A 22,160-nucleotide genomic window follows, 5' to 3' on the forward strand; every position below is an offset into this window, starting at 1 on the left:
CAAACCAGCTTGCTTTTTTCTTTATCTGCATTCTATGGTATAATGAAGAGATAAATGTAAGGTGGTAATTATGGCGAAATTGATTCCGGGGAAAATTCGGATGGAAGGAATGACTTTTTACGAAAAGGGTCAAATTAAAATTGTTGAAGTCAACAATCGTATTATTTATAGTAGGGTTGCAGACTATAATTTACGATACAGTCTGGCAGATGAAGCTGTTTTTTGTTCGTGCGAATTTTTTCAAGAAAAGCATTATTGTGCCCATCTGGCTGGACTAGAGTATTTCTTGAAAAATGATACAGAAGGAAAAGAAGTATTAGCAAGGCTAGAGCTGGAAGAAACAAGCCAAAAAGAAACGCAGGGTCGTGTGTCATTTGGCAGTCTTTTCTTAGATCGTATTTTGCCAATAGAGGAGGAAGAGCCCAAGTATCGACTCATTGCTCTTGGGCAAGAAGATACTTATACAGGTGATTTTTTATGGACTTTGAGACTTCGACGTATACCAGATGAGCGTTCTTATGTTGTAAGAGATATTCGTGCCTTTTTACAGACAATTCAAAAAGAAGGGTATTACCAGATCGGAAAAAGCTATTATGAACCTCTCTATTTTGATGCTTTTGACGCAGCCAGTCAAGAGTTCATTGTTTTTTTACGAGGTCTCATGGTAGATGGAGAAGATTCTTCCTTGATTTTCAAAAATGCTGCCCGCCATCTTTTCTTTCCAGCGGCGCTCTTTGAAGAGGGCGTGTCCCGCTTGATGGAATTGGAAAATTTTCGCTTAGAGTATAGTGTATTCGATTATTCACAAGTCTATTTTCAAGATTTACATGAAGATGCAGGGATTTTTTCTTTTGAAATAAAAGAACACGAGGGCTATATAGAATTAGAAATTGTAGAACAGCACTATAAACTCCTTTATAATGGTGAATTTCTATTTTACGGTGATACTTTTTTTCAACTGAATTACCAGCAACAGCGCATTCTTTTGGCCTTACGAGAATTACCAGTAGACTCTGATCGAAAAAAACGTTTGCAGTTTGATAGTGCAGACCAGGGAAAGCTTGCAGCCAGTTTGATCGAGTTCAAAAAAATGGGACGACTATCAGCTCCCAAAGAGTTCGTGATTCATGATTTTCATCCCACTTTTTCCTTTGATTTATTAAAAACGGGCGAATTAGAAGTGAAGCTTGTATTTGCTTATGATTCTCTACAAGTAAGCAGTAGAGTAGAGCTCGATTCTTTACCTTTTGCTAGCAATTTTAAGCGTGAACAACAAGTTTTTCAAACGCTGTTACAAGCGGGCTTTGAAGCAGATTTTGAAAGCCATCGTTCTGCTTTATTGCCTCAAGAAATCTATGCCTTTTTTACTCATACTTTGGATCGTTTTCGTGCTTTGGGAAATGTGAAGATAAGCGCTGCTTTAGAGTCACTTTATCAGGTAGAAAAACCTAAAATGGCTATTGAGACAAAAGGAAGTCTCTTAGAGATTGGTTTTGACTTTGCCAATATTGATCAGACAGAAGTCGATGATGCTTTATTAGCTCTTTTTGAAGCTCAGGACTACTTTATCAGTCAGACAGGCAAAGTTTTGATTTTTGATGAAGAAACCAAAAAAGTCAGTCAAACTTTACAAAAATTAAGAGCCAAGAAGGTACGAGAAGGTCATGTGGCTACCCATCGTTTGGCAGCATTTCAGCTAGCAGAAGTGTTAGACAAACAAGAAAATGTAAGGTTCTCTGAAGAATTTAAAAAATTAGCTTATGATTTAAGACATCCTGAGGAGTTTACACTTGGCACTTTAAATATCGAGGCGGAACTGAGAGATTACCAAGAAGTAGGGATTAAATGGCTTGCCATGTTAGATCATTATGGTTTTGGTGGGATTCTAGCAGACGATATGGGACTTGGAAAAACCTTACAGGCCATATCTTTCTTGTCCACAAAATTGACTGATAACAAGAATGTCTTGATTTTGGCCCCATCAAGCTTGGTCTATAACTGGCAGGAGGAGTTTGCTAAATTTACACCAGACCTAGATGTAGCAGTGGTATATGGTTCAAAATCTACTAGAGATAGTCTGATTGCAGAACAGCACCAAGTGATGATTACTAGCTACACTGCTTTCCGACAAGATGTGGAAGAATACGAGCGCTTGTCTTTTGACTATCTAATTTTAGATGAAGCGCAGGTGATGAAGAATGATCGAACGAAAATTGCGCAGCACTTGCGAAAATTTGATGTAAAGAATACTTTTGCCTTATCTGGGACACCAATTGAAAACCATTTAGGTGAGTTGTGGTCTATTTTTCAAATCGTATTGCCTGGATTGTTACCAAGTAAAAAAGAATTTCTTAAAATGCCTACAGATTTAGTGTCGCGTTATATTCAGCCTTTTATTATGCGCCGTAAAAAAGAAGATGTTTTACAGGAATTGCCTGAGCTGACAGAAGTTGTCTATCGCAATGATTTGGTAGATAGCCAGAAAGCTATTTATCTAGCTCAGCTGCAACAGATGCAGGAGCGAGTGCTCCACGCTACAGATGAAGAACTGAATCGCAATAAAATTGAGATTTTGTCTGGTCTCATGCGTTTGCGCCAAATCTGTGACACGCCGGCTCTCTTTTTGGAAAGTTATCAGGGGGATAGTGGCAAGCTAGATAGTTTGCGTGAGTTACTGGAACAGATTCATTCTAGCAATCATCGAGTTCTGATTTTTTCTCAGTTTAGAGGAATGTTAGACTTGATTGAGCAAGAATTACACCATCTGGGAATGGGGGCATTCAAAATAACTGGTTCGACTCCTGCTAAGGAGCGCCAGGAAATGACAATGGCTTTTAATGGAGGAGAAAAAGATGCTTTTTTGATCTCATTAAAAGCTGGAGGAGTCGGTTTGAATTTAACTGGTGCGGATACAGTGATTTTAGTAGACCTTTGGTGGAATCCAGCTGTAGAAGCACAAGCGATTGGTCGCGCTCATCGTATAGGACAAGAGCGGAAGGTTGAAGTTTATCGTATGATTACTCGTGGGACCATCGAAGAAAAAATTCAAGATCTTCAAGACAATAAAAAGAATTTGATTTCGACCATTTTAGACGGAACAGAGTCTCGCTCGAGTCTATCTATGGCAGAAATTCGTGAAATCTTAGGAATTTCAGCAGAATAGTTTTCAAATTGGTCAGAATAGTTTATAATGAAGTGTTGAAAGGAAAAAAGCATGACAAATACGAAATTTCCTCTAGTTTCTGATAATGAGGTGATTTTATCAGAAGTGCCTTACATGAATCTTTATGATGAAGCTGATTTTATCAGTAATATCAAAGGCGATTACCAAGATAAAAACTATTCTGAAGAACGGACTCCAAGTGCAGCAACAATGCCACATGGCGATTTTTCACAAGCAGAAAAACGCAAGCAAGCACTTGCAAGCAAGCTTAGCCGATCATTTGGTTCTGAAAGCCCAGAAAAGAGTTATGCCGAGTTAGCGCGTGAAGAAGCACGGGCTGATTTAAAGAAAAAACGGTCGGCATCTTATTTGACTAGTGATGTGGTACCTAAAAAACACCGGAGTACACTAGGACTTTCACCACGGAAATCAACGACTACTAAAGTACAACCAACGGCTTTCTTCCAAAAAGAAAACCCAGGTGAATTTGCTAAATATGCTCAACATTTAAAACAAGATGATTATATCGTAGTAGATTTGCCGGCTAACGATGTAGTGTCAGAAGAAGCGCCTGTAGTTGAAAAGAAAAATAATTATGACTTTTTGAAGACAAGCCAAGTTTATAACAATCAAGAGATACAAGAGAAAAAAGAACATACAGTTGCAACAGAATTAAACTTGACGCACTTTGATCAAGTCTGATATATCAAAAGATTTGTGGAGCTTGATATGACCATCTCATGTCAAGTTTCGTTTTGCGCTTAATAATTTGAATGATGAAGAAATTGAAGAGGGCTTTTGCAACCTCAATATGAAAGGAATGGATGAACCACATGACCAAAATCTATCATTTTATCGGGATTAAAGGCTCAGGAATGAGTGCCTTAGCATTGATGTTGCACCAGATGGGACACAAAGTCCAAGGAAGCGACGTGGATAAATATTATTTTACTCAGCGAGGACTTGAACAAGCGGGGATTGAGATCTTACCTTTTGACGAGAAAAATATCAAATCTGAGTATGAAATCATCGCAGGCAATGCTTTCCGTCCAGATAATAATGTAGAAATCGCCTATGCGAATGAACATGGGATTAGCTATAAACGTTACCATGAGTTTTTAGGAAGCTTCATGCGTGATTTTGTGAGCTTTGGTGTGGCAGGCGCTCATGGAAAAACTTCCACAACAGGTATTCTATCTCATGTTCTCTCAAATATCACAGATACTAGCTATTTGATTGGAGATGGGACTGGTCGTGGCTCAGCTGGTGCTAAGTATTTTGTTTTTGAATCAGACGAATATGAGCGCCATTTTATGCCTTATCATCCTGAGTATTCTATTATTACCAATATTGACTTTGACCATCCGGATTATTTCACTAGTCTGGAAGATGTCTTTAATGCCTTTAATGATTATGCGAAGCAAATTACAAAAGGACTTTTCATTTATGGCGAAGATGAGCAGCTACGCCGCATTACTTCTGATGCACCGATTTACTATTACGGTTTTTCAAAGGAAAATGATTTTATCGCTCACGACTTACTACGCTCAACAACGGGATCTACATTCAAGGTTTCCTATCGAGGGGAAGAACTAGGCGAATTTCACATTCCGACTTTTGGACGCCATAATATCATGAATGCTACAGCGGTTATTGGCTTGCTGTATGTATCAGGATTTGACTTGAATTTGGTAAAAGAACATCTGAAAACTTTTGCCGGAGTGAAACGTCGTTTCACAGAGAAAGTTGTTAATGGAACGGTGATTATTGATGATTTTGCTCATCATCCAACTGAAATTATAGCAACATTGGATGCTGCGCGCCAAAAATATCCAAGTAAAGAAATTGTTGCAATTTTTCAACCGCATACCTTCACACGAACAATTGCTCTCTTAGATGAATTTGCCGATGCCTTGAACCAAGCAGATGCAGTTTATCTGGCACAAATTTATGGTTCTGCTCGAGAAGTAGATCATGGAGATGTTAAGGTAGAAGACTTGGCAGAGAAAATCGTTAAACGAGTACAAGTGATTAGCGTAGACAATGTATCTCCGCTGTTAGACCATGATAATGCTGTCTATGTTTTTATGGGAGCAGGAGATATCCAAACATACGAATACTCGTTTGAACGCTTGCTATCTAACTTAACTAGCAATGTGCAATAATAAGGAGTTGAAATGGAATCACCTATATGTATTAGACAGGCGCAATTAGCTGACGTAGAAGAGCTTGCTTATATTGAAGGTTTAAATTTTTCAAAAGAAGCATTTCAACCCGAAACGTTAAAAGAGTTGATGGTTGATACTTTTTTGATAGCAGATTTGAATGGAGAAATCGCTGGTTACATTATTGGATCAGCGGTTTCTTCGCATTCTCTCTTAAAAGGGGATTTGATGGATGTTGTGAAGAATCCCCTACAATCAGATTTTCTGAGACTGCAGAGATTGTCCGTTCATCCCAACTTTCAAAAGCAGGGGATCGGAACCTTACTGATAGCATCCTTAAAAGAAATGGTTGCTTTAAAAGAACATGAAGGCATTCTTCTTTCTTGCACTGAGTCTTTGCTCTCCTACTATGAAATGAATGGTTTTGTAGATATAGGCTTGCTTGAGATACTTCATTCACAAGAGCCTTATTTTGAAATGATTTGGGAAAATCCCTATTGTAAGGAGTGAGTCATGGAAATTCGTACAGCAAATTTATCTGATTTATCAGCAATCTATGCAATCGAACTAGAAAATTTTAGTTCAGAAGAGGCTATTGCACACGAAATATTAGCTAGGCATATAGAGCTATTCCCAACTACCTTCTTGGTAGCCGAACAAGATGGTCAAATATTAGGTTTTTTAGAAGGCCCAGTTAGACCAGAACGTCATTTACAAGATAGTTCTTTTACACTTTCCGTTGAAGATTATAGCTCTCAATCTGGTGGTTATATTTCGATTACTAGTCTATCTGTATCCAAAGAAGCACAGAAAAAGGGAGTGGGTAAACAGTTGCTAGAAGCAATGAAAAAAATAGCCATAAAAGATAGACGTGCTGGCATTAATCTAACTTGTCATGACTATCTGATTCCTTATTATGAAAAGCATGGTTTTATCAATGAAGGCCTCTCCCAATCGACCTATGCGGACGAAATCTGGTATGATATGGTTTGGGAGCCTTATTTAGAATCTACAAAAATTTAGTATATTATGAAAGAACCCCTCATCTTATTGCATTTATCAAAGTTTTAAGATATAATGTTATGGATTATGAAGAAGGAGGTCAATTTTTTGACTGAAAATTCACAAGATAATGATAAGCAATTAAGCTTTAAAGAACAGATTTTAAGGGATTTAGCAAATGCGAGGAAAGAACAACAGTCTCCTTCGCATTTGGATGGTTTTCCTCCATCAGAAGAAAGAAATATAACAGAAACAAATAAAGATTTTTCCTTTTCTGATAACTTGCAAAAAGACCAGTTTTCAAGAGAAACGATGCCAGGGAACGAACCACCAGTAGTTCCTGCTAGCAAAGAAATAAAAGTCAACAGCCAAACTACTACAGAGTCTACTCAATTCAAGCCAGATAATTTAACAAGAGTTCCTGTTGAGATTTCTTATCAAAGTAAAAAAGAACCGACAAATGAGGAAGAAACCTTGGCTCGAACGGCTACCTATCGTAGAACAGATGTTGACAAGGGCGAATCCTTATCCAGATCAGCAAAAGACCAACAAACCGACAAGAAAAAACGTCAAAACAGCGTCGCAAAAAGAATTGTTTGGACGATTGTTGGGATATTATTCATCAGTTTGGCTGTGACAGGTGTCTTTGTTTATACTTATATTGATTCTGCCTTGAAACCTGTTGATGCAAAGTCAACAGAGTATGTGACAGTAGAGATTCCTTCGGGATCAAGTGCTAAGGAAATTGGTAGTATTTTAGAAAAACAGGGACTGATTAAGAGCAGTCAAGTTTTTAATTATTATACAAAGTTTAAGAGCTATGCTAATTTCCAATCTGGCTACTATAATCTTCAAAAGAGTATGAGTCTTGATAGCATTGCAAAGGAATTACAAAAAGGAGGAACAGATACTCCTCAGCCACCAAGTTTAGGTAAGTTAACGATTCCTGAAGGTTACACTTTGGATCAAATTGCTCAAGCGGTAGAAAAGAGCAGTAATAAAAAAGTATCTATCAGTGCTCAAGACTTCCTAGCAAAAGCTCAAGATGAAGCTTTTATAACAAAAATGGTGGCAAAATATCCTAAACTTCTGAGTGGCCTGCCAACAAAGGATAAGGGAGTCAAATATCGCTTAGAAGGTTATCTCTTCCCAGCGACTTATCACTATACAGCAGATACCACGGTTGAAAGTTTAATTGAGCAGATGTTGGCAGCTATGGATAGTAACCTTAGCAAGTATTACGATACTTTGTCTAGTAAGAATCTAACAGTTAATGATGTCTTAAGTGTTGCTTCTTTGGTTGAAAAAGAAGGTTCCACGGATGAAGATCGCAAAAATATTGCTAGTGTCTTTTATAATCGATTAAATCAAGGCATGCCCTTGCAGAGTAATATCGCTATTTTGTATGCGCAAGGTAAACTTGGCCAAAAGACTACTTTAGCAGAGGACGCAGCTATTGATACAAATATTGATTCTGCATTTAATGTTTATAAAAACCCTGGCCTAATGCCTGGTCCAGTAGATAGTCCAAGCTTATCAGCTATCGAAGCCACTATCAATCCAAATAAAACAGATTATTTATATTTTGTGGCGAATACCGAAACAGGTACAGTCTATTATGCAACAACCTATGAAGAACATGCTAAAAATGTTGAGGAACATGTCAATAGTAAATTGACAAAGGAAAGTAGTTCGAATTAACAATTGGGAGTGGGTTAGAACACTAAAGTTTCGTTCGCCGTGCCCACCCTCAATTTTATTTTAAAGATTTTATAGAAAAGAAATGAGAGAAAAATGGCAGAAAAAACATATCCAATGACCCTTGCAGAAAAGGAAAAATTAGAAAAAGAATTAGAAGAATTAAAATTGGTTCGTCGCCCAGAAGTTGTCGAACGAATTAAAATTGCTCGTTCGTATGGGGACTTATCTGAAAATAGTGAATATGAGGCAGCGAAAGATGAGCAAGCCTTTGTTGAAGGTCAGATTTCTAGCTTAGAGACCAAAATTCGTTATGCTGAAATTGTAGATAGTGACGCAGTTGCTAAAGACGAAGTAGCGATTGGAAAGACAGTTACTATTCAAGAAATCGGTCAAACTGAAAAAGAGGTCTATATTATTGTTGGCTCAGCAGGTGCAGATGCGTTCGCGGGTAAAGTTTCAAATGAAAGCCCTATTGGTCAAGCATTGATTGGTAAGAAAAAAGGTGATGTAGCGACAGTAGAAACGCCAGTTGGTAGCTATGATGTCAAGATTCTTAAAGTCGAAAAGACTAAATAACTTTTAAAAACGAGCTTGAGCTCGTTTCAGATTTAAGATAAAGTCCTTAGAATACAAGATTTCAAGGGCTTTTCTTGATGTGAAATCATATAATAGAATCAAGAAGAGTTGTGAGGTGGTCCTTATGTTTCACAAAGAAAAACTTGATTATAATCCGCCACTCGTCGACAACAAGTAGATTCGAAGATTGATAATGCTTTTATAGCATTCACTCTATGCTCCAAACCATTAAAGAAATTGAAGCAAACGTAGTCTATCGTTGGTTTCTTGTTCTGATCTTGAATGATAAGGCCTCTCATTTTACCACATATGGAAAGAAGATCTTGAATATTGTGAAGAGATTCGGTATCAAAGAGGGATGAAGGAACTCTATAAGAAACTCAAAGAAACAATTAAACTCTTCTTTGGGACTGCTAAGGAGCACCATAACTTGAGATATAGCAGAGAGAAAGAAAAATTTTGGCTTACTTTGGTGTATTTAAATATTAAAAAATTAGTGAAATGGATAGCGAATATCCCTTTTTATTTTCTCTAAATCAGATTTTGGGATAGAGTATTATATAGTGAAGAAAATATTTTCGAAAAGAAAAAAATACAAACCTCCATGACGTTTGTATTCAATCTGAACAACGCAAATATTTTATTTGCGTTGTTTTTATAATTTCTCATTTACAAATTCAACAAAGTCATGCCACCAGACTTTCAAGAAGAATCCCATAGAAACCTCTTTTTCGCTCTGCATGACGACGCTTGGTTCTTTTTCCAAGTAGCCCTTACCAATGAGGTCGGTATCTTTGTAGCTTAAAGTTCCGATAGGAGTACGGGCTGCAAGGGGAGCTTTGTAATTGCTTTTGTATGTTTTGAAAGTTACTTTAGGTTCCAAATCACTTCCAATTCGTTGGATGATCTTTAAATCTTTTGTAGCGATAGCGTTGATTTTGTCTTCATTTCCATTAATAACTGCAATAGAACTATTCTCATAAGGTTTTCCTTGTTCGGCTAAAGTAGTCACTACGAAGTTATTAGCAATGTAATCCATAATGTTAGCTGCAGCTGAAAAACGTGCCTTAATATCCTCTGCTGCATTTTCTACATTTAAAACGATTGTGATAAGGCGCATCTCTCCTTCTTTAGCAGAAGCAATGAATGAGATGCCACCTTGATCAGAAGCACCAGTCTTGAGCCCGTTGACCCCTTTGCGATAAGAAGGCATGTCTTTTAACATGTAGTTAGAAGTTTGGACCTCAAGACCATCAAAAATAAAGCTTGTTTTTTCAGTGATGTTCAAAACTTGTGGGAAGTCTTCTAATAGGTGATAGGAGATAATAGCTAGAGCATAAGCACTTAATTGGTTTTCATCATCTTTTTTAGAGCCGGGATAGATATGGTCTCCTAGGTAAGAGTTATTTAAACCAGTAGAGTTGACGATTTTAGCATTTGTGATTCCCCATTCTTTTAGTTTGTTTTTCATCATATCGACAAACTTTTTTTCGCTTCCGGCGATTTTTTCAGCCAGAGAAATAGTCGCGCTATTGGCATTTGCGATGAGAGAAGCTTCTAATAGCTCTTCTACAGTGTAACGTCCCTTATCTAAAGGGAGATTGCTGATATCGTAATTTGTTGTCAGATTTAAGGAATAATCTGAAATGTCAACAGGGCTATCCATAGTGATTTTTTCCGCTTGTATGGCATCATATACTAAATAGGCGGTTAGTAGTTTACTGAGACTACCAACGGGAACTGGAGTATCGGCCTCTTTTTCGTAAAGAATCTTTCCTGTGTTGCTATCAAATGCAATAGCATTTTTCGCGGCAGCATCAAAACCATCAGCTAACGCAACGGAACTATAATAAAAGCAAATAAAAACAGCAATGAATAAAGTAAAAAATTTCTTCATATCTTTTCCTTTGATTGGAGTTGCTTCTATTGTACCATAAAATGAAGTGAGCATCTAATGGAAGACTAATAGATTGAATAAATATACCATATAAATATACATAACAATTCTAATGATTCTCTTTTTTATATTTTAAAGACCTATATTTTAGATATTTTATTCAAAAAAGTAGACAAAATTTAAAAATAATTTCAAAAAATACTTGTTTTTATAAAAAAATAGAGTATAATAATACAAACAACAATTAAAGGAGATAGGCCAATGAAAAAAATAGCAGTTATGGGGATTGCTTTTGCTTCTATTTTTGCTTTAGCAGCTTGTGGGAACTCCACTAAATCAGGAGCAGCAACAAGTTATTCTTATGTTTATCAGACAGATCCAAATACGTTAGATTATACAAATTCAAATCGAGCTTCTACGTCTGATGTCATTGCAAATCTGGTCGATGGACTTTTGGAAAATGATAAATACGGAAATCTTGTGCCATCATTGGCTAAAGATTGGACGGTATCAAAAGACGGCTTGACTTATACTTATAAGCTTCGTAAAGATGCGAAGTGGTATACTTCAGATGGTGAAGAATATGCTGGAGTGACAGCCAAAGACTTTGTGACAGGATTGAAGCATGCTGCAGATAGCAAATCGGATGCTCTTCCTATTGTTCAAAACTCTATCAAAGGATTAGATGCCTATGTGAAAGGTGAAAATAAAGACTTCTCAACTGTTGGAGTGAAAGCAGTTGATGATTATACGGTGCAATATACACTCAATCAACCGGAAAGTTTTTGGAATTCTAAAACGACAATGGGAATTCTCTTCCCTATAAATGAAGAGTTTTTAGCGTCTGCTGGTAAAGATTTTGGTGCTGTTAAACCTTCTGGAATTTTATATAATGGAGCTTACCTACTGAAGTCTTTTACTTCAAAATCATCTATTGAGTATAAGAAAAATGACAACTACTGGGATAAGGAAAATGTAAAAATCACTGACATTAAGTTAACCTACTATGATGGCTCAGATCAAGAATCTCTTGTTCGTAATTTCAGTGATGGTACTTATTCACAAGCTCGACTGTTTCCTACTAGTTCTAGCTATGCTTCAGTGAAAAAACAGTATAAAGATAATATTGTCTACTCACCACAAGATGCAACTACTTTCTTCTATGCCTTCAACTATAACCGTAAAGCGTATAATTTCACTGCCAAAACAACAGATGTGCAGAAAAATTCTGCAACTGCAGCTATGCTAAACAAGGATTTCCGTCAAGCTATTAACTTTGCATTTAATCGTAAAGCTTATGGTGCACAACAAAATGGTGAAGATGGAGCAACTAAGATTCTTAGAAATAGCTTAGTTCCGCCGACATTTGTCCAAATTGGTGAAAAGAGTTTTGGTTCAGTTGTTGAAGGAAATCTTGCTAGTTATGGTGATGAATGGAAGGATGTCAAACTTGATGATGCACAAGATGGTCTTTATAATGCAGATAAAGCAAAAGCAGAATTTGCAAAAGCAAAGGAAGCTCTTCAAGCACAAGGAGTAGAATTCCCTATTCATTTAGACTTACCAGTTAGCCAAACGAATAATGTCTTAGTTCAACAAGCTAATTCCTTCAAACAGTCCGTCGAAGAGACTCTTGGAAAAGAAAATGTTTTGATTGATGTGCAGCAAATGTCTGAAGAAAACAAAGACAACGTTACATATTTTGCTGAAACAGCTGCCCAAAAAGACTATGATATTAACTTGGCAGGATGGGGTCCTGACTACCAAGATCCGTCGACTTATCTAAATATTTTCGACCCAGAAAAGGGAGATATGCTGCAGAACATTGGTTTGGAACCTGGGCAAAATGCTGACATAACAGAAAAACTAGGCCTTAACGAATTCAAGAAGTTGAATGAAGCTGCGGATGCTGAAAAACAGGATACAGCAAGCCGTTATACAAAATACGCTGCAGCCCAAGCTTGGTTAACAGATAGTTCAGTGATTATCCCGGTTATGTCTAATGGCGGAAATCCGACGATTCGTAAGACAACTCCATTTACGAAAGCATACTCACTCGTTGGTATAAAAGGAGATACCTATGTCTTCAAATACATGGAGCTTCAAAATGATATCGTTACAGCGAAAGATTATGAAGCTGCAGAGAAAAAATGGTCAAAAGAAAAAGAAAAATCAAATGCAGAAGCTCAAAAAGATTTGGCAAAGCATACTAAATAACAAAAAAATCTCCATGCTAATTAAGTATGGAGATTTTTATGTTATGTTTTCTAACACAAAAATTAAAAAATAAGCTTTTTTGACTCGAAATGATTTTATTTTTATTAAAAATAAAGTATAATAGAAAAAACAACATAAAAATGTAGTGAAGTTCAAGAGAAAATCTTCCAAGGATTCTTGACTACCTCAGTTTTGAAAGGATATTTTATGAAAAAGACAAAAAAATAGCAATTGCTAGCCTTGTTTTTTTACAGCGGTCTTAGCAGCTTGTAGTTCATCTGTATCAAGCTCGCAAACCTATTCTTATGTATATAGTGGAGATCCAGATTCTTTAGATTATGTCATTGCGAATCGAGAAACAACATCGAGTGTAACTGGCAACTTAGTTGACGGTTTGCTGGAAAATGATAAATATGGGAATCTTGTTCCGTCATTAGCGGAAAAATGGACAGTATCGAAAGATGGCTTGACTTATACCTATACGCTACGTAAAGGAGCTAAATGGTATACCTCTGACGGTGAAGAATATGCAGATGTAAAGGCTCAAGATTTTGTTACGGGATTAAAACACGCTGCAGATGGAAAGTCAGAAGCACTTTACCTTGTCCAAAATTCAATCAAAGGTTTGGATGCGTATATTAAGGGTGAAAGCAAGGATTTTTCGACGGTTGGAGTTAAAGCGCTAGATGACCATACTGTTCAGTATACTTTAAATCAGCCGGAAAGTTATTGGAATTCTAAAACTACTAGTGGTATCTTATTTCCTGTGAATGCGGACTTTCTTGCATCGCAGGGAAGCGGATTTGGTGCTGCTAAGCCATCAAGTATCTTGTACAACGGCCCTTATCTACTGAAGTCTTTAACAGCAAAATCTTCTATAGAATACAAGAAAAATACGAATTATTGGGACAAAGATAATGTTCTGATCGAAAATGTGAAATTATCTTATTATGACGGTTCGGACCAAGAATCTCTGGTTCGCAATTTCACAGATGGAGCTTATACCTTGGCGCGTGTTTTCCCGAATAGTTCGAATTACGCGTCAGTTAAAAAGAAGTATGCTGACAATATTACTTATTCGCAACAAGGAGGCACTTCTTTCTTCTATGTCTTCAACGTAAATCGTCAAGCTTATCATCATACTGCAAAGATAGACGATAAGCAAAAAGCAGATACCAAAGCTGCTATCTTAAACAAAGATTTTCGTCAAGCGGTTGGGTTTGCATTTGACCGAAAAGCATATGCTGCTCAGACAAATGGAGAAGACGGAGCAACCATGGTGCTGCGAAACCTAGCTGTTCCTCCAACGTTTGTACAAATTAAAGATAAAAATTTTGGTGAAGTTGTCCAAGAAAAATTAACCACTCTAGGTCAAGAATGGTCTTCTGTGAAATTGGACGATGCCCAAGACGGACTCTATAATGTAGAAAAAGCAAAAGCGGAATTTGCAAAAGCAAAAGCAACTTTAGAAGCGCAAGGTGTGAATTTCCCTATTCATTTGGATATGCCGGTAAGTCAAGCGGATAAAGCAGGAATTCAGCAGGCTAGCTCTTTCAAGCAGTCAGTCGAATCGGCTCTAGGAAAAGAGAATGTGATTGTAGATCTTCAACAAATGTCTGCGGATGATTTTAATAATACAGGCTATCTGGCAAACACTGCCGCACAAAAAGATTATGACTTATCAACCAGCGGATGGACACCAGACTATCAAGATCCTTCTACTTATTTAGATGTATTTGATCCGACAAAGGGTGGACTTCTAACAAGTATTGGACTTGAAGCTGGGCAAAATCAAGATATAGTATCAGCGTTAGGATTAAACGAATACAAAGATTTGAATGATGCAGCAAATAAAGAAATCTCAGATGTGAATGCGCGGTATGAGAAGTATGCAGTATCACAGGCTTGGTTGACAGACAGCGGTTTGACGATACCAAGCATTTCAAATGGTGCGAATCCTTTGATTCAAAGATCGGTTCCGTTTACTCGTGCCTATTCTTGGATTGGAACAAAAGGAACTGTCACTAATTATAAATATTTGAAATTGCAGAAAGATGTCCTGACAACAAAAGAGTACACCAAAGCTTTTGAAGATTGGACGAAAGAAAAGAAAGAATCTAACGAAAAAGCGCAAAGTGATTTGGTAAACCATGTGGAATAAATGATAAATAAAAATAAAGAGAGTGGGATAGAAATCGGTAATTCGTTAGAATTCGATTTCTATCCCACCTCCGCACAGTTGAGTAGGGCTGTAAAAGCTGATGAAATCAGCGTAGTAGAGCCCACTCAACCACTGCGTCTTGCTCGATAATCCAAAGACAATTGAGAGGCTAAGACTTTTGTCCCTGCTTCTTTTTGTTTTAAAAAGTTGGAGTCGATGTGGACAAATGTTATAACTAGTTATAAAAAATAATTATAACAAGATGTTGAATTTTTTAATAAAAAAGTTTTCATTCTATTTGATAAGTGTTATAATCGTACGTGAAACTAACTTTAATAGGAGAAAAATATGAAAAAACGCAATGTTTTAGCCATGGCAGGTATTTCTTTGCTTGCAGTTGGTGTATTGGCTGCTTGCTCTGGTTCAAAGTCTGGTTCTTCAAAAGCAAGTGTTAATTTCACTTATGTTTATCAAACAGATCCAGAAACTTTAGATTATACTTTATCTGCAAAAACATCTACACATGATATCACGTCAAATGTTATTGATGGTTTGTTTGAAAATGACCAATATGGTAATCTTGTACCGTCAATAGCTAAAGATTGGACAGTATCTAAGGATGGTCTGACTTATACCTATAAATTACGAAAAGATGTAAAATGGTATACATCTGAAGGTGAGGAGTATGCAGATGTTAAAGCGCAAGACTTTGTAACAGGTTTGAAGCATGCAGTAGATAAGAAATCAGAAGCCCGTTACATGGTAGAAAATTCTGTGAAAGGATTGGCAGCTTATATCAAGGGGGAAACAAAGGATTTCTCTACAGTAGGTATCAAAGCAGTTGATGACTATACATTGCAATTTACTTTGGAACGCCCAGAGAGCTTCTGGAACTCTAAATTAACTATGGGAATCTTGTTCCCTGTTAATGAAGAGTTTTTGAACTCTAAAGGAGATAAGTTTGGTCAAGCAACAGATCCAACAAGCCTCCTTTATAATGGTCCGTTCTTGCTTAAAGGTTTGACTTCTAAGTCTTCTATTGAATATGCAAAAAATACAAACTATTGGGATAAAGATAATGTTCATGTAGATAATGTTAAATTAGCTTTCTTTGATGGACAAGACCAAGAATCTTTGATTCGTGGATTTAAAGATGGTTCTTATAGTAAAGCACGTGTTTATCCACGTAGCTCTAACTATGCTTCAGTAGAGAAAGATTATAAAGACAATATTATCTTTTCACCTCAAGGTTCATCATCTTTCGTAGTATTCACAAATATTGATCGTCAAAGTTATAACCATACTTCAAAAACGACAGATGCACAAAAATCATCTACTAAGAAAGCAATTTTGAACAAAGACTTCCGTCAAGCGTTGAACTTTGCTTATGACCGTAAAGCATATTCTGATCAAGTAAATGGTGAAGAAGGAGCGCTTAAATCTGTTCGTAACCTTTACATACCACCAACATTTGTTCAAGTTGGCGATAAGACTTTTGGTGATGTTGTAAAAGAAGATGTTGTGAAATATGGCGATGAGTGGAAAGATGTTGATTTTTCAGATGCTACGAACGGACTTTACAATCCAGAGAAAGCCAAAGCAGAATTTGCCAAAGCTAAAGCTGCTCTTCAAGCTGAAGGGGTTGAATTCCCTATTCATCTAGATATTCCAGCTATCCAAACAAATACTCTCGGAGTCAAACGTGTTCAATCAATGAAACAGACTATTGAGAAAAGTTTGGGAACAGATAATGTTGTAGTTGATATTCAGATGTTGTCTCAAGAAGATGTTCAAAACATCACTTACTACGCTCCAAATGCAGCTGCTTTAGATTGGGATATTACAGACCAACTTGGTTGGACACCAGATTTCCAAGATCCGTCATCATACCTAGAAATTTTGCACCCAGAAACAGGTGATAATACTAAATCTTTCCTTGGATTTGAAGCCGGTAGTGGAAACCAGGCTGCAAAACAAATCGGCATGGATGAATTTGGAAAATTGTTGGATGAAGCTGCTGCCGAAAAGACAGATGTAAATAAACGTTATGAAAAATACGCAGCTGCTCAAGCATGGTTAACAGATAGTTCAATCTTACTTCCAAGTAGTTCTAATGGTGGTGGCGCTGGTGTGACAAAAGTCGTACCATTCACAGCTCCATTTGGTTGGACTGGAAATAAATCGGATGGCTCTGTCCTTTATAAATACATCAAACTTCAAGACAAACCTGTGACGAAGAAAGAGTATGAAGAAGCTCAGAAGAAATGGGCTAAAGAAAAAGAAGAGTCAAATAAGAAAGCGCAAGAAGAACTTGCGAAACACGTGAAATAATTCGTGAAACAAAATGGAGCACGAGTAATTCATACGAGTTATCTATCGGCTTACTCAAGTTAAGAGAGAGTGGGACAGAAATCGGTAATTCGTTAGAATTCGATTTCGTCGTCCCACCTCCGCACAGTTGAGTAGGGCTGCAAAAGCTGATGAAATCAGCGTAGTAGAGCCCACTCAACCGCTGCGTTTTGCTCGACAATCCAAAGACAATTGAGAGGCTAGGACTTTTGTCCCAGCCTCTCTTTTTTGTATAAATGAGAGAATAAGATTTTTTATAAAAATTGATTTTTTTGACAAAAGGTGTATAATATAAACCATTCTCTTTTATTTATTGAATATTTAATCATATAAATTTCAACAACAATAGAGATTGTGAAATAGACGAATATCACAAAATATTCTGACAATTCAGGTTTACTTTTAAATTATTATGTGATATAATCTTAAACAAAACTAAAATTGAAATGGAGATAAGGATGAAGAAAAGCAAAGTTCTTGCATTGGCAGGAGTAACTCTTTTAGCTGCTGGATTTCTTGCAGCTTGTTCTAGTTCCAAGTCTAGCTCATCTAGTACAGATAAGACTCTAAATTATATCTATGAAGTTGACCCAGAAAACTTAAACTATCTGATTTCTGGTAAAGCCTCTACAACTGATTTGACAGCAAATGTGATTGATGGTCTTTTGGAAAACGATAACTATGGAAATTTAGTACCATCAATGGCAGAAGATTGGACAGTATCTCAAGATGGATTGACGTATACTTATACTCTTCGTAAAGATGCAAAATGGTATACATCTGAAGGGGAAGAATATGCTGATGTTACGGCCAAAGACTTTGTTGCAGGTTTGAAGTATGCAGCAGATCATAAGTCAGAAACGATGTATCTCGTTCAAAAATCTATTAAAGGCTTAGATGATTATGTCAATGGTAAAACGAAAGATTTCTCAACAGTAGGCGTAAAAGCAGTAGACGACCATACAGTCCAATATACTTTAAATGAACCAGAGAGTTTTTGGAATTCCAAAACAACAATGGGAATACTTTATCCTGTAAATGAAGAATTTGTTACTTCTAAAGGTGATAAATTTGCTCAGTCAACAGATCCAACAAGTCTCCTTTATAATGGACCGTTCTTGCTTAAGTCTATTACATCAAAATCTTCTATTGAGTTTGCTAAAAATACAAACTATTGGGATAAAGACAATGTTCACCTAAGTGATGTAAAATTGAGCTACTACGACGGACAAGATCAAGGTAAGCCTGCTGAGCAGTTTGCTAAAGGAGCTCTCAGTGTTGCCCGCTTGGCTCCAACAAGTGCAACATTCTCTAAAATTCAAGAAAAATTTAAAGAAAATATTGTTTACACTCCGCAAGATTCTACAAGCTATTTGGTTGGGGTAAATATTGATCGTCAGTCTTACAATCATACATCTAAGACAAGCGATGCCCAAAAATCTGCAACTAAAAAAGCGCTTATGAATAAAGACTTCCGTCAAGCTTTGTCATTCGCTTTTGATAGAACGGCCTACGCATCGCAAGTCAACGGTAAAGAAGGCGCAACAAAAATGCTTCGCAATCTTTACATCCCACCTACTTTTGTTCAGGCAAATGGTAAGAGCTTTGGTGAGCTTGTAAAAGAAAAAGTTGCAAGTTATGGTGACGAATGGAAAGATGTGAACTTTGATGATGCGCAAGATGGTCTTTATAACAAAGAAAAAGCAAAAGCAGAGTTTGCAAAAGCAAAAGCAGCACTACAAGCAGAAGGAGTTGAATTCCCAATTCACTTGGATATGCCTGTAGAACAAACAGCAACTGCAAAAGTTCAACGTGCTCAATCTTTGAAACAATCAGTTGAAAACTCACTTGGTACTGATAATGTTGTTGTTGACATTCACCAAATGAAAACAGATGATGTTTTGAATATTACTTATTATGCTGCTTCGGCTGCAGAAGAAGATTGGGACATCTCGGATAATGTAGGTTGGTCACCAGATTATCAAGACCCATCTACATACCTTGAAGTTATTAAACCGGGTGGTGAGAACACAAAGACTTTCTTAGGATTTGAAGGGAAGGAAAATGCTGCCGCAGCTCAAGTTGGATTGAATGAATATGCTAAGTTGATCGAAGAAGCTGCTGCTGAAAAAACAGACGTAAACAAACGCTATGAAAAATATGCTGCAGCTCAAGCATGGCTAACAGATAGCGCTTTGTTGATTCCAACTACAAGTAAAACTGGTCGTCCAGTTTTGACAACTGTTGAACCTTTCTCAGCACCATTTGCTTGGTCTGGTGCAAAAGGTCGTGATATGGCGAGCTACAAATATATGAAATTACAAGACAAGCCAGTTACAACTAAAGAATATCAGGCTGCACAAGAGAAATGGAATAAAGAACGTGTGGAATCAAATCAAAAAGCACAAGATGATTTAGCAAAACACGTGAAATAACCAATCATCAGAACTTTCTCTATAAAGAGGGGAAAGTTCTTTTGGGATTTTAAAGGAAACGATAAATGAAGAAATATATATTTATGCGTATCTTACGCTCCCTAGTGTCGATTTTCTTAGTAACGGCCTTGACCTATACCATTATTTATACAATGGTTCCTAGAAAATTGATTTTTAAGCAAGACCCGAATTATAATAAAATAGCTACGACTAAAGATAAAAAATAAATTATGAAAATACCATCTATGAGCGTATGGGCTATGTAGACTATTACGACACAAAAGAGTTGCAGGAAAAAGTTAGCAAAGAAGATAGTTCTGTGACAGTCGAAGGGACAGCTGAAAACAAGAAAAAATACGAAGCTTACATCAAAAAATTAGGCAACGGATGGAAATTATACCAGTTTGAAGAAAACAAGCAATTTTATGCTGTTCGTGAGGTGCCTGTACTAGAACGAGTTCTTGGGTTTTATGGCAATTTGATTCAAATTGATCATCCAGGTGTGATTAAGGATGATTCAAATCCTAACCTTAAGCGTTATATCCGTATTGAAAACGATCCAGCCATTGGTTGGTCAGTGGTTGGCTCTGGTACAAAGCATAAATACTTGCTCTACTTCAATAGTCAATTTCCTTTTATTCATCAAAACTTTATTTCATTAAACTTAGGTGAATCTTACCCAACATATGCGAATATTCCTGTTTTACAAGTTATCTCACAAGGACAAGGACAGACGAAAACTTCGGAAGTTCAATTCCCAACAGGAAAGAAAACATCATCTGTTAATATTTATTCAAGAACATATAAGTCACCAAGCAAAGCTGATTCGCGCGACGTGGCTAACTATGGAAAAGACGATCCTTATACTGCTACAGAAAGCAACTATCAATACCCTTCAATGCTTGTAAGCTCAGCTATTGTTGGTTTGATTGGTATCACTATTTCGTACCTCATTGCTATACCGCTAGGTTCTTACATGGCTCGTTTTAAGAATACATGGATTGACAGTAGTTTAACTGGCTTATTAACATTCTTACTTGCTTTGCCAACAATCGCTTTGGTGTATATCATTCGATTGGGTGGCTCATCAGTAGGTCTACCAGATTCATTTCCAATTCTAGGAGCTGGAGACTGGCGTTCTTATGTCTTACCTGCAGTTATCCTCGGTCTCTTAGGTGCTCCAAGTACAGCGATTTGGATTCGTCGCTATATGATTGACTTACAGTCGCAAGACTTTGTCCGCTTTGCGCGTGCGAAAGGTTTATCTGAAAAAGAAATTTCTAACAAGCATATTTTCAAAAATGCTATGGTTCCTTTGGTATCAGGGATTCCTGGGGCAGTCATTGGTGTTATCCAAGGGGCGACATTGACAGAAACTGTTTTTGCCTTTCCTGGTATGGGGAAAATGCTGATTGACTCAGTTAAAGCATCTAATAACTCTATGGTAGTGGGTCTGGTGTTTATCTTCACTGCTTTGTCTGTCTTTGCCTTGCTTTTAGGTGATGTTCTGATGACAATGCTTGATCCACGTATTAAATTAACAGCAAAAGGAGGTAAATAATGGCTTCTATTGATAAAAATAAGTTTCAATTTGTCAAACGCGATGATTTTGCCTCTGAAACAATTGATGCACCAGCATATTCATACTGGAAATCGGTAATTCGTCAGTTCTTTAAAAAGAAATCGACAATTATCATGTTGGCAATTTTATTGACCATTATATTAATGAGCTTCATCTATCCGATGGTATCAAACTTTGACTACAATGATGTGAGTAAAGTAAATGACTTTAGCGCACGTTATATTGCGCCGAACGGAGAGTTTTGGTTTGGTACAGATAGTAATGGTAAATCACTTTTTGATGGAGTATGGTTTGGTGCCCGAAATTCTATTTTAATTTCGGTAATTGCGACAGCGATCAACTTAGTTATTGGTATTATTGTCGGAGGAATTTGGGGAATCTCCAAGTCTGTCGATCGAGTGATGATGGAAGTATACAATGTCATTTCTAATATCCCTCAACTCTTAATTGTTATTGTTTTGACATACTCAATCGGAGCTGGTTTTTGGAATTTGATTTTTGCCATGACGATTACATCGTGGATTGGGATTGCTTACTTAATTCGTGTGCAAATTATGCGTTATCGTGATTTAGAGTACAACCTTGCCAGCCGTACACTAGGTACCTCTACATTTAAAATTGTTGTGAGAAATATCATGCCGCAATTAGTGTCCGTTATTATGACAACTAGTTCTCAAATGTTGCCGACACTTATTTCATACGAAGCCTTTCTATCCTTCTTTGGTCTAGGGCTTCCTGTCACTGTTCCAAGTTTGGGGCGTTTGATTTCTGATTACTCGCAAAACGTAACAACTAACGCTTATCTCTTCTGGATTCCGTTAACAACGTTGATTTTAGTTTCCTTGTCTCTCTTTATTGTAGGACAGAATTTGGCGGATGCAAGTGACCCACGTACACATAGATAGGAGTAAA

13 protein-coding genes and 2 pseudogenes are annotated in these 22,160 nt (G+C 37.0%); 14 read left to right on the forward strand and 1 reads right to left on the reverse strand.

Annotated features, from left to right (window positions below; all coding sequences use genetic code 11):
- Positions 1 to 70: 70 nt before the first annotated feature.
- The 8 genes and pseudogenes from HMPREF9182_RS08320 to HMPREF9182_RS10985 form a co-directional block, all read left to right on the forward strand.
- Positions 71 to 3,163, forward strand: coding sequence for a DEAD/DEAH box helicase (locus HMPREF9182_RS08320; protein ID WP_009755087.1), 3,093 nt, complete (start codon positions 71 to 73; stop codon positions 3,161 to 3,163).
- Positions 3,164 to 3,214: 51 nt separating this feature from the next.
- Positions 3,215 to 3,865 (forward strand): hypothetical protein, encoded by a 651-nt coding sequence (locus HMPREF9182_RS08325; RefSeq protein WP_009443111.1) that lies wholly within the window; start codon positions 3,215 to 3,217, stop codon positions 3,863 to 3,865.
- A gap of 131 nt (positions 3,866 to 3,996) precedes the next feature.
- Positions 3,997 to 5,328, forward strand: coding sequence for a UDP-N-acetylmuramate--L-alanine ligase (gene murC / locus HMPREF9182_RS08330; protein ID WP_009754508.1), 1,332 nt, complete (start codon positions 3,997 to 3,999; stop codon positions 5,326 to 5,328).
- Between the two features lie 12 nt (positions 5,329 to 5,340).
- Positions 5,341 to 5,838: a GNAT family N-acetyltransferase gene (locus tag HMPREF9182_RS08335; RefSeq protein ID WP_009443218.1), complete on the forward strand. Its 498-nt coding sequence runs from the start codon at positions 5,341 to 5,343 to the stop codon at positions 5,836 to 5,838.
- A 3-nt stretch (positions 5,839 to 5,841) separates the two neighbouring features.
- Positions 5,842 to 6,351, forward strand: a complete 510-nt coding sequence (locus HMPREF9182_RS08340; protein WP_009443622.1) for a GNAT family N-acetyltransferase — start codon at positions 5,842 to 5,844, stop codon at positions 6,349 to 6,351.
- Positions 6,352 to 6,405: 54 nt separating this feature from the next.
- Complete coding sequence (gene mltG, locus HMPREF9182_RS08345) at positions 6,406 to 8,031, forward strand: endolytic transglycosylase MltG (RefSeq protein ID WP_037602832.1); 1,626 nt, start codon at positions 6,406 to 6,408, stop codon at positions 8,029 to 8,031.
- Positions 8,032 to 8,124: 93 nt separating this feature from the next.
- Complete coding sequence (gene greA, locus HMPREF9182_RS08350; RefSeq protein WP_009443744.1) at positions 8,125 to 8,607, forward strand: transcription elongation factor GreA; 483 nt, start codon at positions 8,125 to 8,127, stop codon at positions 8,605 to 8,607.
- 304 nt (positions 8,608 to 8,911) lie between these two features.
- Positions 8,912 to 9,142 (forward strand): annotated as a pseudogene (locus tag HMPREF9182_RS10985) (IS5/IS1182 family transposase); the annotation flags it as partial.
- A 120-nt stretch (positions 9,143 to 9,262) separates the two neighbouring features.
- Here HMPREF9182_RS10985 and pbp3 read toward each other — a convergent pair.
- Positions 9,263 to 10,504 (reverse strand): D-alanyl-D-alanine carboxypeptidase PBP3, encoded by a 1,242-nt coding sequence (pbp3, locus tag HMPREF9182_RS08360; RefSeq protein WP_037602838.1) that lies wholly within the window; start codon positions 10,502 to 10,504, stop codon positions 9,263 to 9,265.
- A gap of 261 nt (positions 10,505 to 10,765) precedes the next feature.
- Between pbp3 and HMPREF9182_RS08365 the strand changes: the two genes are divergently transcribed.
- From HMPREF9182_RS08365 to oppC, 6 genes and pseudogenes are all read left to right on the forward strand, one after another.
- On the forward strand, positions 10,766 to 12,721 hold the full coding sequence (locus HMPREF9182_RS08365; protein ID WP_009754924.1) for a peptide ABC transporter substrate-binding protein: 1,956 nt from the start codon (positions 10,766 to 10,768) through the stop codon (positions 12,719 to 12,721).
- 394 nt (positions 12,722 to 13,115) lie between these two features.
- On the forward strand, positions 13,116 to 14,882 hold the full coding sequence (locus tag HMPREF9182_RS08370; RefSeq protein ID WP_009443950.1) for a peptide ABC transporter substrate-binding protein: 1,767 nt from the start codon (positions 13,116 to 13,118) through the stop codon (positions 14,880 to 14,882).
- A 348-nt stretch (positions 14,883 to 15,230) separates the two neighbouring features.
- Positions 15,231 to 17,213, forward strand: a complete 1,983-nt coding sequence (locus HMPREF9182_RS08375) for a peptide ABC transporter substrate-binding protein (RefSeq protein ID WP_009443916.1) — start codon at positions 15,231 to 15,233, stop codon at positions 17,211 to 17,213.
- Positions 17,214 to 17,689: 476 nt separating this feature from the next.
- Entirely contained in the window at positions 17,690 to 19,666 is a 1,977-nt protein-coding gene (locus HMPREF9182_RS08380; RefSeq protein WP_009754690.1) for a peptide ABC transporter substrate-binding protein, read from the forward strand.
- A 65-nt stretch (positions 19,667 to 19,731) separates the two neighbouring features.
- Positions 19,732 to 21,227, forward strand: a pseudogene (locus HMPREF9182_RS08385) (ABC transporter permease).
- On the forward strand, positions 21,227 to 22,153 hold the full coding sequence (gene oppC, locus HMPREF9182_RS08390) for an oligopeptide ABC transporter permease OppC (protein ID WP_009443525.1): 927 nt from the start codon (positions 21,227 to 21,229) through the stop codon (positions 22,151 to 22,153). The pseudogene HMPREF9182_RS08385 and the gene oppC overlap by 1 nt, the downstream one beginning before the upstream one ends.
- Positions 22,154 to 22,160: the final 7 nt, after the last annotated feature.

Origin of the sequence: Streptococcus sp. oral taxon 056 str. F0418 (genome assembly GCF_000220065.1) — a bacterium.
Taxonomy (GTDB): domain Bacteria; phylum Bacillota; class Bacilli; order Lactobacillales; family Streptococcaceae; genus Streptococcus.